Annotated in this window: 17 protein-coding genes and 2 pseudogenes; 4 read left to right on the plus strand and 15 right to left on the minus strand. The window is 48.5% G+C overall.

The features are described from left to right. Positions 1 to 18: 18 nt before the first annotated feature. The 11 genes and pseudogenes from IPL71_RS14635 to IPL71_RS26015 all read right to left on the minus strand — a co-directional run bounded on the left by IPL71_RS14635 (position 19) and on the right by IPL71_RS26015 (position 7,531). Positions 19 to 995, minus strand: a pseudogene (locus IPL71_RS14635) (AAA family ATPase). Between the two features lie 17 nt (positions 996 to 1,012). Then, positions 1,013 to 1,492, minus strand: coding sequence for a DUF8809 domain-containing protein (locus tag IPL71_RS14640; RefSeq protein ID WP_345322818.1), 480 nt, complete (start codon positions 1,490 to 1,492; stop codon positions 1,013 to 1,015). Next, positions 1,386 to 2,597 (minus strand): hypothetical protein, encoded by a 1,212-nt coding sequence (locus IPL71_RS14645; protein ID WP_345322820.1) that lies wholly within the window; start codon positions 2,595 to 2,597, stop codon positions 1,386 to 1,388. Before IPL71_RS14645 ends, IPL71_RS14640 begins: the two co-directional genes overlap by 107 nt. Positions 2,598 to 2,714: 117 nt before the next feature. Further along, positions 2,715 to 3,530: an ABC transporter permease gene (locus IPL71_RS14650; RefSeq protein WP_345322822.1), complete on the minus strand. Its 816-nt coding sequence runs from the start codon at positions 3,528 to 3,530 to the stop codon at positions 2,715 to 2,717. Between the two features lie 44 nt (positions 3,531 to 3,574). After that, positions 3,575 to 4,519 carry an ABC transporter permease gene (locus tag IPL71_RS14655; RefSeq protein WP_345322824.1) on the minus strand — a complete coding sequence of 315 codons (945 nt, stop codon included), beginning with the start codon at positions 4,517 to 4,519 and terminating at the stop codon, positions 3,575 to 3,577. A gap of 14 nt (positions 4,520 to 4,533) precedes the next feature. Further along, positions 4,534 to 5,379 carry an ABC transporter ATP-binding protein gene (locus tag IPL71_RS14660; RefSeq protein WP_345322826.1) on the minus strand — a complete coding sequence of 282 codons (846 nt, stop codon included), beginning with the start codon at positions 5,377 to 5,379 and terminating at the stop codon, positions 4,534 to 4,536. Positions 5,380 to 5,496: 117 nt separating this feature from the next. Then, the gene (locus IPL71_RS14665) at positions 5,497 to 5,652 is read right to left on the minus strand and encodes a hypothetical protein (RefSeq protein ID WP_345322828.1); all 156 of its coding nucleotides are present in this window, start codon (positions 5,650 to 5,652) and stop codon (positions 5,497 to 5,499) included. Between the two features lie 70 nt (positions 5,653 to 5,722). Then, complete coding sequence (locus tag IPL71_RS14670; protein ID WP_345322830.1) at positions 5,723 to 5,884, minus strand: hypothetical protein; 162 nt, start codon at positions 5,882 to 5,884, stop codon at positions 5,723 to 5,725. A 155-nt stretch (positions 5,885 to 6,039) separates the two neighbouring features. Beyond that, positions 6,040 to 7,080: a hypothetical protein gene (locus tag IPL71_RS14675; RefSeq protein WP_345322832.1), complete on the minus strand. Its 1,041-nt coding sequence runs from the start codon at positions 7,078 to 7,080 to the stop codon at positions 6,040 to 6,042. A gap of 140 nt (positions 7,081 to 7,220) precedes the next feature. Continuing rightward, a complete protein-coding gene (locus IPL71_RS26010) occupies positions 7,221 to 7,430 on the minus strand; it encodes a DUF8726 domain-containing protein (protein ID WP_514130798.1) in 210 nt (69 codons plus the stop codon). After that, the gene (locus IPL71_RS26015) at positions 7,409 to 7,531 is read right to left on the minus strand and encodes a DUF8726 domain-containing protein (RefSeq protein WP_514130799.1); all 123 of its coding nucleotides are present in this window, start codon (positions 7,529 to 7,531) and stop codon (positions 7,409 to 7,411) included. Before IPL71_RS26015 ends, IPL71_RS26010 begins: the two co-directional genes overlap by 22 nt. Before the next feature lie 239 nt (positions 7,532 to 7,770). Here IPL71_RS26015 and IPL71_RS14680 point away from each other — a divergent pair, with 239 nt between their 5' ends. Genes IPL71_RS14680 through IPL71_RS14695 form a run of 4 tightly spaced genes read left to right on the plus strand, consistent with a single transcriptional unit; the run spans position 7,771 to position 10,097 of the window. Then, positions 7,771 to 8,208, plus strand: coding sequence for a CBS domain-containing protein (locus IPL71_RS14680; RefSeq protein ID WP_345322834.1), 438 nt, complete (start codon positions 7,771 to 7,773; stop codon positions 8,206 to 8,208). A 37-nt stretch (positions 8,209 to 8,245) separates the two neighbouring features. Next, positions 8,246 to 9,091: an amidase family protein gene (locus IPL71_RS14685; RefSeq protein WP_345322836.1), complete on the plus strand. Its 846-nt coding sequence runs from the start codon at positions 8,246 to 8,248 to the stop codon at positions 9,089 to 9,091. Then, complete coding sequence (locus IPL71_RS14690; RefSeq protein WP_345322837.1) at positions 9,037 to 9,702, plus strand: amidase family protein; 666 nt, start codon at positions 9,037 to 9,039, stop codon at positions 9,700 to 9,702. Before IPL71_RS14685 ends, IPL71_RS14690 begins: the two co-directional genes overlap by 55 nt. 26 nt (positions 9,703 to 9,728) lie before the next feature. Further along, positions 9,729 to 10,097, plus strand: coding sequence for a VOC family protein (locus IPL71_RS14695; RefSeq protein WP_345322839.1), 369 nt, complete (start codon positions 9,729 to 9,731; stop codon positions 10,095 to 10,097). A 105-nt stretch (positions 10,098 to 10,202) separates the two neighbouring features. On the opposite strand, the gene IPL71_RS14700 is transcribed toward IPL71_RS14695, so the two are convergent. The 4 genes and pseudogenes from IPL71_RS14700 to IPL71_RS14715 form a co-directional block, all read right to left on the minus strand. Beyond that, positions 10,203 to 10,856 (minus strand): ornithine cyclodeaminase family protein, encoded by a 654-nt coding sequence (locus tag IPL71_RS14700; RefSeq protein WP_345322841.1) that lies wholly within the window; start codon positions 10,854 to 10,856, stop codon positions 10,203 to 10,205. 82 nt (positions 10,857 to 10,938) lie between these two features. Then, a pseudogene (locus IPL71_RS26020) lies at positions 10,939 to 11,175 on the minus strand (hypothetical protein); the annotation flags it as partial. A 6-nt stretch (positions 11,176 to 11,181) separates the two neighbouring features. Further along, positions 11,182 to 12,234: a proline racemase family protein gene (locus tag IPL71_RS14710; protein WP_345322845.1), complete on the minus strand. Its 1,053-nt coding sequence runs from the start codon at positions 12,232 to 12,234 to the stop codon at positions 11,182 to 11,184. Positions 12,235 to 12,448: 214 nt separating this feature from the next. Further along, positions 12,449 to 14,020, minus strand: coding sequence for a xylulokinase (locus IPL71_RS14715; protein ID WP_345322847.1), 1,572 nt, complete (start codon positions 14,018 to 14,020; stop codon positions 12,449 to 12,451). Between the last annotated feature and the right edge of the window lie 14 nt (positions 14,021 to 14,034).

A 14,034-nucleotide genomic window follows, 5' to 3' on the forward strand; every position in this document is an offset into this window, starting at 1 on the left:
CAGAATATTCTGCATTCATCATTTTGCATTCTGCATTGAATTTATGAGTTCATCAATAATTTGGTCGGCGTGGACTCCTTCCGCCAGCCCATCAAAATTTAGCAGCAAGCGATGACGTAATGCCGCCTTCGCCACCGCGTGGACATCTTCAAATGCCACGTTGTATCTGCCTGCAAGAAGCGCTGTGACTTTTGCGCCGAGCACCAACGCCTGTCCGCCGCGTGGTGAGACTCCGTAACGCACGTATTTTTCACGAGCGGAGAAGCGTTAACATCTTCGGGATGTGTGGCGAGCATCAACTTGGCGATGTATTCTTTGACATGTGATGCAATCGGAGTTGTGCGAGCCAATGCGCGCATTTGGACAATGTCCGCACCGCTGACGGCTTTATTTGCAGAAGGTGATTCCTTACCAGTGGTGCGGTCTAAAATTTCAACCATCTCGCTCACATTGGGCAAATCAACATTTACTTTGAAGAAGAAGCGATCCAGTTGCGCTTCGGGCAGTGGATACGTCCCTTCCATTTCCAGCGGATTTTGAGTCGCCATCACGAAGAATGGTTCTTCCAATTGATAAGTTGTCTGCGCCACGGTCACGGAACTTTCCTGCATGGCTTCAAGCAATGCAGATTGAGTCTTGGGTGTGGCGCGGTTAATCTCATCTGCCAAAACTAAATTTGCAAACAAAGGTCCATGCCGAAAACGAAATTCACGTTTGCCATCTTCGTCGCTGAGAATCTCTGTCCCGACGATGTCGGCAGGCATCAGGTCAGGGGTGAATTGGATGCGTGAGAATTTTAAATCCAGCGCCTGTCCCAAAGTCCGAATCAACATGGTCTTGCCGAGGCCGGGCACACCTTCCAATAAAACATGTCCGCCGGCCAGAATGCTCACCAGCACATGCCGCACCACTTCGCCTTGACCAACGATCACACGTCCCACTTCGCTTTCGATCTTATTTGCGTACTCAAGAAAATTTTCTGTAGATAATGTCATACTTTCTCCTTGTCGCGTTATGGCTGTAAAGAGCTAAAATAATTTCGAATAATATCCATGAATTGCACCGGCACATCGCCGTTTTCCACTGCCTGCCGATTGAATTCTTCGTATTGTGAAAAAACATCCGTGTATGGCACAAGGCTCTCACCATCTTCTGCGCTTGTCGGACTCGTCCCGACCACATCGCCATCCTCGCCTGAAGATGGAAGTCCCAGCGTATCACCGTCCGTGCCGCTTAAAAGCGACGGTGCATAAATTTGTTCATAAGCGGATTCGCCGCCATCACCTGCGCCGTTATTTTGTGGGATTGGGGAACTATCCGCTTCGCTGCCTGATTGATTACTCGGCGGCGCATCACCCGACCCGGAGCCTGATCCGGCCCCTCCGTTATTTTGCCCCGCCTGAGCATTTCCCTGCCCACTCTGCGCCGATTGATTTCCCTGCGCCGTTTGATTTCCGCCCGCTGCGAGAATTTGCCCCGCACCCTGTTGCAACTGTCCCGCCGCCTGACTCGCCGCCTGTGAAGCATTGATCTGTTGACTTGCATTTGTCAACTGGTGGATGCATTGCCAATGCCTGTTGCGCCGCCGCTGTATCTCCATTTTGAATTGCATCTGCCGCGTTTTGCAAAGCCTCAGCCAGTTGTGGATTTGTTGAAGCCAGTGTACCCGCCATGGATTCCAATTGTTCGGCGAGTTCTTGCAGTTCCGCCGCGCTCATCTGACTTAAGTCCATGCTGGCGAGATCAGAAGCAGCGTTGGCTAAATTTCCATTGGCGAGGTCTTTCCCGATCGACTCCAGCGGAGTCCCTTCCTGTGAAGCGAGCGAACTGCCTGTTTCTTTTAATGCCTGCATCGATTGCGCGGCCTGCTGGTTGGTCATGGCTTGTAGTTTTTCGCTTGTACTGACCAGTGTCGAAACTGCGCCTTCCACCGATGGATTGTCTTCCAAACTGCTTAAGGCTTCTTCAAGCGGCTCGGCCAGTGCCTGTTTTTGCTCGTCTGTTAGCGCCTTGCTGGCGTTGATCTCTTTAATCAGTTCTTCGATTTGAGTCTGCTGTTCAGCGATTGCTTGCTCCACCGCGCGCTGACGGCCTGCGGCAGAGAACAATGCTTCTCCTTGAAACCAAAGTACGCCGATCAGTATGGCAAATAATAATGCGAGAAGTCCATCCAGTTTTTTGAAACGCAGCGGCAGGTCGCGGCTGGGCTTGACTCCGCGTGAAGCATTGACCGCATCATCAAGCTGTTTTTGGATGATCTCAATTGAATGATTTTCGGTTTGTAATTCCAGAGCTGTGGCAACTCTTTCTTCAAGATGAAAGGCGCGGTCAAAATAACGCGCGGCTTTCATGGTTTGTATCTTCCAGAAATAGGCGGCGATGCCGGATATGAGCGGGAATGTCACTGTGAAGAGAATGACCAGCGCGAGAAATTCCTGCTTCAACAATCTGGCTTGATACAAGCCGATCCCGCCGATCAATAGGGAGAACGCCAGCGCAAAGGCAAGTCCACGCATGGACCAGAGCAGGGCGCGTTGTAAACGCATCCAGCGCGTCCATTGTTGAAGAGTGTGGGATAGGGTATTGATGGTTGTCATATTATTTAGCGCTCATAGCGATCCAGATAAAGTACGATTAACCATATCATTAAAGCGGTCATTGTCACAGCGAATATTACATAAATGATCCAGGGGGAGAACAATACGAGCGGAGAATCAGGCAGGTATATTAAAAACAGGCTTTGTTCCTCCACCAGCAGAAGCTCTCTGTAAGGAGGCAGTGAAAGGATTGGTGGAAAACAAAATCCAAATAATCATTAATACCGGCCTTTGATCTTCAATTGATAAGTTTGATATATCCATTCCATTATTGACCAGCAGATAAAACAGAAAAACCAGAGTAATGATAGGGAGTGTCATGGCTGCATAGGAGAGAACGGTTGCGATTAATGTACGTTTTGCCATGCTTGAGAAGTATAGCCCCAGCGTACAAAATAGAAATGCCGAAGCGGTCAGGATCACAATGGAAATAATCATCTCCGCCATGCCTACACCTCCCAGAAAAAATGCCAGGCTTTGCAAAGGAAGGGCGGTGAAGATCAGCAGAAGCAGATATACGACCACGGATCCGAGTTTACCCAGTACCAGAGCGCGTGATGAAAGCAGGGAAGTACGCAGCAAGTCAAACGTGCCGCGTTCACGTTCCGAGGAGATTGCGCCTGATGTCAGCGCGGGGCCGATAAAGGAGATCATTAGAAATTCCAGCATAACCACTGTATTAAAAACAAGTTTGCCTATGGTTTGCAGTGAATTGGGATCGGTTCTTGAAATATCCCCGTTGTTTATTGAATACAGATACATACCGCTAATGACCACGCTAAGCAGCAAAAGATAAACAGACAGGATCACAAATCCCTGCCTGCCTCTCATTCTGCCTTTTAGTTCCTTGGCGATGATGGGGTTGTCTATCAATTTGCCAACAAAATTCCAGTGGACTGGTCTGCCATGAATCGAGGACGTTGATGGTTCCATGTTTGTTCTCATAGACTCTAAAAATGTGTGTCTATTGCTGATGGCTATCGGTCCGGGCGGTTTACAAAAAATATACTTATACTGATCATGAGAAGGGTCAGTATCATATAAAAAACAACATAGATGATCCAGGGAGAAGGCAGGGGAAATGTTGTACTGCCAATCATATTGCTCGTGGTGAGGAAGAGGCTTTGCTCATCGATCAGGATCACTTCGCTTATAGTGGCGGCAAAGAAGGGATTTGTGGAAAACAGGAACCAGACCGCTGTGGATGCCATGTTTTCTGCCATGGTTGACGGGTAGGTGTTGTAACTATCGAATACGCTGATAAAAAAGAGAAAGATAATAAATATAATAAAGGAGATCAAGATCGAAGAGTAGGAGAGTACAGTTGCAATTAATGTACGGCTGGAGAAGCTGGAAAAAAATAATCCCAGGGTGCAGAAGAAAATAGCGGTTACAACCAGCATCAATGTGGAGACGGCCATTTCTGCCATGCCCACGCCGCCCAGAAAGAAGGCGAGGCTTTGTACAGGGATTGCGGTAAAGATGAGCAGCAAAAGGAATATCACGGCTGAGCCAAGTTTCCCGAAAACCAGTGCGCGCCCTGAAAGCAGGGATGCGCGCAGCAGGTCAATGGTTTTACGCTCGCGTTCTGAAGAGATCGCACCTGCGGTTAATGCGGGGCCGATAAATCCCAGCATTAGCAATTCAAGCAGCACCACTGTGCTGAAAATCACCTTGCCAATGGTTTGTAGAAAACCTGGGTCGCCATTGGCTATGCTTCCATCAAAGGCGAGGAGGATATAGATCAAAATGATGAAGAAACTGATCAAGGCCAGATAGGAGCCGATGATTACAAAACCCTGGCGCCCCCGCATTCTGCTTTTTAATTCCTTGGCGATGACAGGGTTGTCCGTGATCCGGCTAAAAAAGTTTTGCCTCGTCATGGCTTTTTTAGGAACAGTGGATGTTGTTGTTGATTCCATAAAAATGCGCGTGTCTAGGACACGATCCCTTTTGTGGTGCGCATGAATACCTCTTCGAGGTTCTTTGATTCTTCGCTGAAATGTACAACAGGAAACCCCTCTGTCAATAGTTTTGCGAGCAGTTGATGAATGGATTCGTCGTCACCGGTAAAATCCACTTCGAGGGAAATGCGGCTTGTGTTTTCCATTATGCGGACTTCAGATACGCCGGTTATGGATTGCAGCATTGTCTTTGCTTCTTCCTTGCGATCCAGTAAGCCAATATGAAGCTGGCGATGCGGCATGACGTGTTCGCTCAGTTGTTGTAATGTGCCGAGCGCGGCTAATTTTCCGTCTTCGATGATTCCGACGCGGGTGCAAAGTTCGCCGACATCTGCGAGAATGTGACTGGAGAAGAGGATGGTTTTTCCAAGGCGTGCTACTTCAAGTAATAACTCGCGGATCTCTACGCGCGCGCGTGGATCAAGGCCTGAGGCGGGTTCATCCAGCACGAGAATGCTTGGGTCGTGAATCAAGACTCGGGCGAGTCCGAGCCGTTGTTTGAGTCCGGTGGATAGGGTGTCTACCATGTCGTCGCGGCGGTGTCCCAAATCCACAAGATCCAACAAGTCGGTAATTAAATGTGCGCGCTGCTGCGGATGAATTTTGTAACAGGCGCCGAAGAAATCAAGATATTCCTGCACGGTCATGTCGCCGTATACGCCAAAGGAATCCGGCATGAAACCGATCTGGCGGCGCACATCATTGGCGTTTTTACGGATCGAATATCCGCCCACAAGAATTTCACCATGATCGGGTTTAAGCAGAGTAACCAGCATACGCATGGTGGTGGTTTTGCCCGCGCCGTTGGGACCGACCAATCCAAAATTTCTCCACCTTCAATATTGAAGTTGATGTTGTTCAATTCGTTGGCGCGCCGCCCGTCAGAGATGATGTATTGAAGCGTTTGGTTAGGTCTTTGATTTCTATGATCGAACTCATGGCTGCACCATTAAGATGAAATCAATCGCGGTGATCTCGAAGTAATCGACCTGATTGCCTTTTATGTCCATTAATATTTTTCCGTCCATGCCTATGTATTGCCAGGCTTCAGGGATGTAGGTTTCAAGTGTATTCATGCTGGATGTGAGCATCAACGCGCCCGCTTCTGTCTTAAGGGCGGGGTTGAGTTTTTCAAAATATAGCAGGGGTGTCTGACGGTGTTTACTGATCCTGCCAATTAATCCCTGCCGGCGCTATTTCATCATCGACCCAGGCCATCAGGTAGACGCCCGAGTTGAGATTGACCATACCATTGGAAGAGGATGTAATTGACTCGAAGAACCAGGCGCGGCTTTGCTCTTCCAATATCTTCCGCGTAGGCATTTCAATGCCAGGATCGGATGTACTGAGTATTGGCTCGTAAGGTGTTGCTGGAATTATTGACAAGTGTGACTTTTATATCTTCTGCTCTCGTTTGGCGCAAAGTCTCCGAGCACCCGCCAGCCGCTGGCGTGACAATGTCACCTTTCAATGTATAATTACTGTTGTTGGTAATGTTTCCTGCAAGCACAGGCGTTTGATCGTGATTGAGAGGGCGAGATCATGTTGAATCGGTGCCAGCGACTGCAGTGAGCCTTCCAGTCCCAAGGATTGCATTCCGCCAATTTCCACGCGGACTTTTGGCAGGGTATAACCTTTGTCATTCTTAAGCGAAAGCCAATCGTTACTTCCTGCAAGTTTTCATTCATATCAGGGTAGGGAAAGATAAGGAATTGGTCCTGACTCTCCACAGTGTAGGCGGTTCGGCTGGGTGAATACAAACCAACGATGGCGGTGGCCTGCGCCTGATCCACTCCCTGCCAGGCTTGCGCCAGCATGAGCCGATTCATAATGGGGCGCGTGCCTCGGTATAAATACCCTGAAAAATAAGCCAGGCTGGTAAAGATGATGACCAGTACCGGAACCGTGATCCAGGCCAGTTCTGTTCGTTTCATGCGGCGCAAAACAAAATAATTTACCGGGCCGATCACAATAATATACAAACCCAGCCAGCCGCAGATGTAAATAAAGATGGAAGTGAAAGTTCTGGTAATGTTGCCAGTGCAGTGCTGCAGGTAGGAATTCCACGGCCCGTCTGCCCAGGTAGGTTTGGGTGATTTGAAGGCCAGTAAATGTTCGTAAAGGGTTTCCATTCCCGGCCAGTCATTCAGCGGCCGTAAACCCGGGTCGGCGGCGAAGAAATATACCTTGCCGTATCCGATCTGCTTTTCGATCAGCACCGGAATCCCATTTTGTGAGACAAGAACATTTCCTTCCGCCTGGATTTTGCCTGTCGCCAGAATCACTTCTGCATCAAGCGGAGTTGAGTTGATGACATAAGATGTCAAAGCCGGCAGGCCCTCCACATTTTTTGTGGATGTTAATTTGATGGGCAGGAGGTCACCCAATCCGGCGGTTGTGTTTTGCCACTGAATCCCGCCTGTAACGAATAACTTTCCGCCATTTGCCACCCATAATTCAAGCGCCTGTTTTTGTTTTGCGCTCAATGTTCCTGTATCCACGTTGGAGATGACGAGCATCAGGCATGCCCAGCCTAGCGCCTGATCAGGCAGGTCTGAAATCTTTCAACTGGGCAATTTTCGTCACCCCTGTCAGCGGACGTACATCATTTAATGGAGCATAGTGCAGTTTGATGGGTTGTCTGCCAGCAAGCCGAATATTAAAGTAGTGGTCGCCAAGGTGCAATTACTCTTAGATCAGTCTTTGCAAGTACTTTGTTCCCATCCAGCACGCTGACGTTGAAAGTCCGCATGAACCCTTCCGGTTTGATGTATAGAAAAAATTCCTTGCGTGATGTGGAAGGCAGTGAAATATCAGTGCCATTTACGGTTTCTCCGCTCGCACTTTTTATGAAGATGTTTGCACACAGGCGTTGATATCTGCGCCTTTATTTTCCACCGTCATATGGACGGGCATCCATTTGTCTGTTTTACAAAATCCGTTCAGCCCGGCCCGGGCTGTGATGGTGATGGCTTCCTGCGTTTGTGCGTAAACTTCCGATTCATTTCAAACGAAACGAATAATGCAAAGATCAGGCAAAGTGTTATCTAGAAGACTGGTCTACTCAAAGAAAAGTAAATCACTCGTGAAATCATATCATATTTGAATGACTGCTTCAGGATTTATTTCACAAGCATATCAGCTGTTATTCTTGCCAGTAGAATGATTTACGCCTATACTTTGAAAAAAAACCAGATCAGGAGATGCATATGTCCACAGTGCGCGATATGATCCGTACGAAGGGGAGTGAAGTATTTTCCATTCCCTCCGACGCAACCGTTTATGAGGCGCTTGTCATTATGGCCAAACATAATACAGGCGCATTGATGGTGCTGAATGGCAATAAAGTGGAGGGGATTTTATCGGAACGCGATTGCGCGCGCCGTGTGGAGTTGGAAGGCAAAACCGCCAAAGGCACATTGGTCAGCGCGATCATGACTTCAAAAGTGATCTATGTTGAAGCAGGTCAACCGCTTGAAGAATGCATGGCTTTAATGATCGATAAGAATATCCGCCATCTGCCTGTCTTTGACGGCAAGGAATTGCTTGGGCTGATCTCAGTTCGGGATGTGCTTAAGGAAGTTGTGGATGTGCAAAAATTCATGATCTCTCAACTCGAACATTACATCACCGGGGGCGGACGATAAATATGCAGGAACAAAGTATTTTTGAATTGCAGAAAAAATGAAATCAGGCGAGTTGACCGCGCTTCAACTTACCGAATTATTTTTCGAGCGGATCGATTCAATCGACACGAATGGCCCGCGTTTAAACTCCATTATCGAAATGAATCCCGAAGCAGCGGACATCGCATCATCCCTCGACCGGGAGCGGGCAGCCGGCAAGGTGCGGAGTCTGCTCCACGGCATTCCCATCCTACTTAAAGACAATATCGATACGCACGATGGCATGCAAACCACGGCGGGTTCGCTTGCCATGGAAGGCAATATTGCATCCCGTGATGCCTTCATTGTGAAGCAATTGCGTAAAGCGGGAGCCATTATTTTAGGCAAAACAAATCTCAGTGAGTGGGCAAACTTTCGCGGAAAAAACTCCATCAGCGGATGGTCATCTCGCGGCGGGCTGACTCGTAACCCCTATGCGTTGGATCGTTCGACGTGCGGCTCCTCATCAGGTTCAGGCGCGGCGGTTGCGGCAAATCTATCTGCGGCGGCGGTGGGCACAGAGACCGATGGCTCGGTCATTTGCCCCGCACAGACAAATGGCATCGTAGGAATCAAGCCCACACTTGGACTATTAAGCCGCAGCGGAATTATTCCCATCGCACACAGTCAGGATACTGCCGGTCCCATGGCGCGCACTGTTGCTGATGCCGCCATCCTGCTCGGTGCAATGACTGGAGTTGATGCGCGTGACCCAGCTACCAAAAATAGCGCCAAAAGGCGTTTCTCTGATTACACAAAATTCCTCGATCTGAATGACTCAAAGGCGCACGCATCGGCGTTGCTCGAAATATGGCAGGAACTGATCCGCGTATCATCAAGATTTTTGAATCCAGTATTGATGTGATGAAGCAACTTGGCGCGGTGATTGTTGACCCTGCCGATCTGCCGAATTTTAATAAATTTGGAAAAACCGAATCGGAAGTTCTGCATTATGAATTCAAAGCCGATCTGAATAAATATCTGGCCGGCGCGAATGCAAAAGTAAAGACAATGGCAGATGTGATCAAGTTCAACGAAGAAAATAAGGAGCGCGTACTTCAATACTTTGGACAGGAGCGTATGCTCAAGGCGCAGGAATCCGGCGGATTGCGTGATAAAAAATATCGTGACGCACTGGCAAAAAATTTACTACTCACCCGCAAAAATGGAATTGACGCAGCCATGAAAAAATATAAGTTGGATGCACTTATTGTGCCTTCCGGCGGCCCGTCATGGATGATGGATATGGTTAATGGGGATGCGCTCAATTGGGATATGGAAAGCACGTCGCCGGCGGCTGTGGCGGGGTATCCGCATATTACTGTGCCAGCGGGGTATATATCTGGCTTGCCGGTTGGGATTTCATTTTTCGCCAAGGCCTGGCAGGAACCGACGTTGATCAAACTGGCTTTTGCCTTTGAACAGGCAGCCAAAATAAGAAAACCGCCAGAGTTTTTAGTGAGTGCAAGAGCATAAAAAGAAATTAGGCAACAGAAAATCTAATGCAAACATCCTTAAACACAATCTTGCTCTACGCAAAGAACATGCAGGCAACCGCCGGGTTCTATCAGAAATATTTTGGCTTTATTTCAACTGGCGAAGTAGTCGAAGGACTTATTGAATTGAAGTCTCAGAATGGTGGAGCAAATATTCTGATTCACCAAGCAGCGAAAAGCATAAAACTGGGTCAGGTTGGTGTAAAGCTCATGTTCGATGTTGAGGACATTGAAAAATTCAAGAAAGAATCTGCGGCACAGGGGCTTGAGTTTGGCAGTACACACCAGGCAAATGGTTACTCATTTGCGAACGTAAAAGACCCTGATAAAAATTCAGTTACGATTTCTAGCCGTGCTTATAGAAATCGTAACTAACCAAATCCTGATTGTTTGAGATTCTTTTTTGTAAATGTTTTCGTGCTTTTTAATCATTACCAAAATCAAAACGGAGAATAAAAAATGCGGACTTTAGTTCGCATGTCACTGACTAAACTCAAACACTTTCCCAAGCCCTTGTTCCAGCGCCTTTTGATAGACCAGATTCGCAGCGACAAGGTCTTCCATGGCGTGTCCCATGGATTTATAGATGGTGGTTTCTTGCTCGTTTCTGCGGCCAGATTTTTGATTCAATAAAACTTCACCCAGCTCCGTTCCAAATTCAGAATCCAAGCCTTGCAATTCAGCACTGCCCACCGGCGGCGGATTGAATGCAACTTTTGATTCAACGAAGATGTGACTCTGCTCGATCAAGTCACGCGGTAATTCTCCGCCTGGCGGACGATAACCGACAGATGTGATGTGTGTACCTTCCTTGAGCCATTCAGCTTTGATGACTGGTTCAAGTGACGATGTGCATAGGCACACTACGTCTGCGCTGGAAACTGCTTGTTGGACGGAGTCAGTTGTCAGTGCGTGCGAAGCGTGGGCGGATAATGCCTGGGCTTTGGAAATATCCCTCGAAGCGATCCAAATCTTTTCGATGCCGCTTAATGTCCCGATCATTTTTAAGTGAGCTTCGCCTAAAACGCCCGCGCCAATGATGGCGATGGATCTTATGTTTTTGCGTGCCAGCATTTTGATGGATAAAATTGCACCCGCGGCGGTGCGTAAGGCGGTGATATATTCGCCGTCCATGAAAGCGATGGGTGTGCCGGTTTCTGAGGTCGAAGAGCGTGATGACAGCTTGATGCGCGGGCAGATTTTCGTGAAAGACGCTGACGAGTTTGACCGACATGAATTTGTTTGGCATATAAGCCGGCATGCTGACCAAAACGCCTTTGGGCGCGATGGCTTGATTGCGCGGTGGAACATTGAGCTGGTTTGCGCTTAAGGCTTTGAAGCCTTCTTCAAGTGCGTTAAGAAGTTCGTGCGGGTCGAGTATTTTTTCAATTTCTACACGGTTGAGGATAAGCATCGAAACTCCGTTTGACGATGGGCGACTATCGTCCATCATCGTCTTTTACCAAATATCACCAACTGTAAAACCATTTGGAAATGGATCGCTCGGGTCAACAACAAATTGATTAATGCCGGTGATCCAAGCCGTACCGCCAATAGTGGGCACCACTGCTTTGTACGGCCCCACTTGCGTCTCTTCGATCAGGCGGCCTGTAAATAATGTACCGAGGATTCCTTCATGATAAAAATCCTGATTGAGTCTCAGTTGACCTTTTGCATGTAAGACCGCCATCTTTGCGCAGGTGCCAGTGCCGCAGGGCGAGCGGTCGATCACGCCTGTCCAAGTGGACGGTTTATCCCAATCGAGTTTACCGGTTGCAACGGTCACTGCATTCTTACGATGTGCTTTGGGATTTGTCGGCGGCGCAGAAAGTTGTGAAATGGTCGGCCCGATAATTTCAGGATTTTCAGGATGCACAACCGGATACTGTTCCACGGTTGCGGCTTTGATCATTTCACTGATGCGCGTAATGTCCTTGCCTTCATCGGGTGTGATCTGCAATCCAAATTGCGCCGCATCCGCAATGACATAAAACATGCCGCCCCAGGCCACATCCACGGTGACGGTGCCAAGGTGCGGAACTTCCACTTTGACATCCAAATGAACCGCGAAAGCCGGGACGTTCTTAAATGTGACTTGTGTGACCTTACCGTCTTTGCACTCAGCGCGAATCCCAACCAACCCTGCGGGCGCTTCAAGAATGAACTCGGTAACTGGTTCTGTCATCTTGAGCATTCCCGTCTCTAAAAGAGTCGTCGCTACGCAGATCGTGTTGGTCCCAGACATGGGCGGATATTCAACCTGCTCCATGATGATAAATCCCGCATCGGCATCAGGATGTGTGGGCGGCAGGATGATATTGGCGCACAAGGCGGGATATCCGCGCGGCTCGCGCAGCATCCGCAGGCGGATATCATCCTGATTCTTTTCAAAGTATTTCATCTTCTCGAACATGGTTTTGCCGGGCACATCTAAAATTCCGCCGGTGATAACGCGGCCGGGTTCACCGCAGGCGTGCAGGTCAACGGCTGTGATCATGTTTGTGAGTCGCATGGGGTAGGCTCCGTGAAAAGGATGAATGATGAATGATGAATGATGAAAAAACAGATCTCTGGGAGGGGCTGTGATTAAAAACCTTTTGAACACGGATTTGACGGATTTCACTGATATGCACAGGTTTTTATAAAAATCCGTTCTTTTCCGTGTAATCTGTGTACACGCGAAGCGTCAATGCTACTCATAAAGAAAAGAACCAAAAAATAAAAAATTATCCGTTTAATTTTTTGTATATACTTTTTGTCTGCTTGTAGATCGACTTGAATATGTCAAAGCGCTCGTCATATAACTTGCGGTTGTTTTGATTAGGTAAATATGTTTTCTTGAATACCACCAATTTGGAAACATCTTCAAATTTGATTTCACCAAGTCCTGCCGCGCCGATCCATGCCGCCCCGCGCGCATTGGCGTAGACAGGCTCGTTGACCTGTTTAATTTCCACATTCATTACATCTGCAAAGATCTGACACCAGACATCTGATTGCGCGCCGCCGCCAACAATGTTAATCGAGTGTACTTTTCTGCCGAGAAATTTCTCAACGGGCGTCATCAGCCATTTGGTGTTGAGTGCGATCCCTTCCAGAAACGCGCGGATGATATCTTCGCGTGTGTTATTCAACGATAAATTATACAAACCCGCGCGGATGGTTTTGTCTTCCACGGGCGCACGTTCGCCCCAGATCCACGGCGTGTACACGACTCCGTTCGCACCGGCAGGGACGCGTGTTGTGATCTGATCAAGCACTTTGAAAATATCAGGCACGTCCGCTTCCTGCAGTAATTCGTCTTTGTGATAAATAACATTGTCACGTAGAAAGGTCAGGTTACCGCCGGCGGTTGCCTGCAAAGCGGTAAGTAAATATTTATCTGGCACCGCGCAGGGAATGGACGCCAAGCTCGAGGCCACGTCCGTTTTTTTGAACGGCACATGCGCCGCGATCCATGAAGATGTGCCAATATATAAATGAGCCTGATAATCTTCCACAGCGCCGGAGCCGATCGCGGCAGCGGTGTTGTCGATTGAGCCTGCCACCACTTTTACTGCGCTTGAAAGCCCAAGCGCAGTGGAAACATCCGCTTTCAAATTCCCAACGACAGCAGAGCAGGGAACAACTTCGGGCAGCTTGGCGCGGTCAATGCCCAGCATGGAGATCAGCCCGTCGTTATAACGCAACGCGTTCGGGTTGCGATTATCCGTTACCCATGAAGTCACGATCGAATCAAAAGATGCCGCGAATTCGCCTGTGAGTCGCAGATTCATATAATCAAGCACGTTCAAAAATTTATAAGTCTTTGAATAAATTTCAGGCTGCGTATCACGAATAAAAAGCATATGTCCCGCAGGGTCTTTGCCTGTCAGATTTGGTATGCCGCCTGTTAGATTTACAAATCGCAGCACCTTGAAAATGTCTGCGCCGTCAATATTGATCAGTCCGCCCAGTTGCTTTTTGAGAAACGGTGCGCCGCGCATATCCATCCACAGGATGCAGTTGCTGAGTGCGTTTCCATTTTTGTCGACTGGAATTGTCCCTTCGCCTTGTGTGGAACAACATACCGCACGGATCAGACTCGCCGCTGCCTGATTCTTCGCAATCAGCCTTTTCGCCGCTGACAAAAATGCGTCCCACCACTCATCCGGAGCTTGTTCCACGCCGCCGTCAGGCGTGTGTATTAAGCGGATCGGTTCGGCTTCCCAGCCTAAAACTTTTCCGCTGACAGTGATTAGCGCAACTTTCATACCCGATGTCCCCAGGTCAACTGCAAGGATGATAGGTTCGGTCATTGGTTTTCCTGATT

The sequence above is a fragment of the Candidatus Villigracilis proximus genome (assembly GCF_016717045.1).
Classification (GTDB): Bacteria; Chloroflexota; Anaerolineae; order Anaerolineales; family Villigracilaceae; genus Villigracilis; species Villigracilis proximus.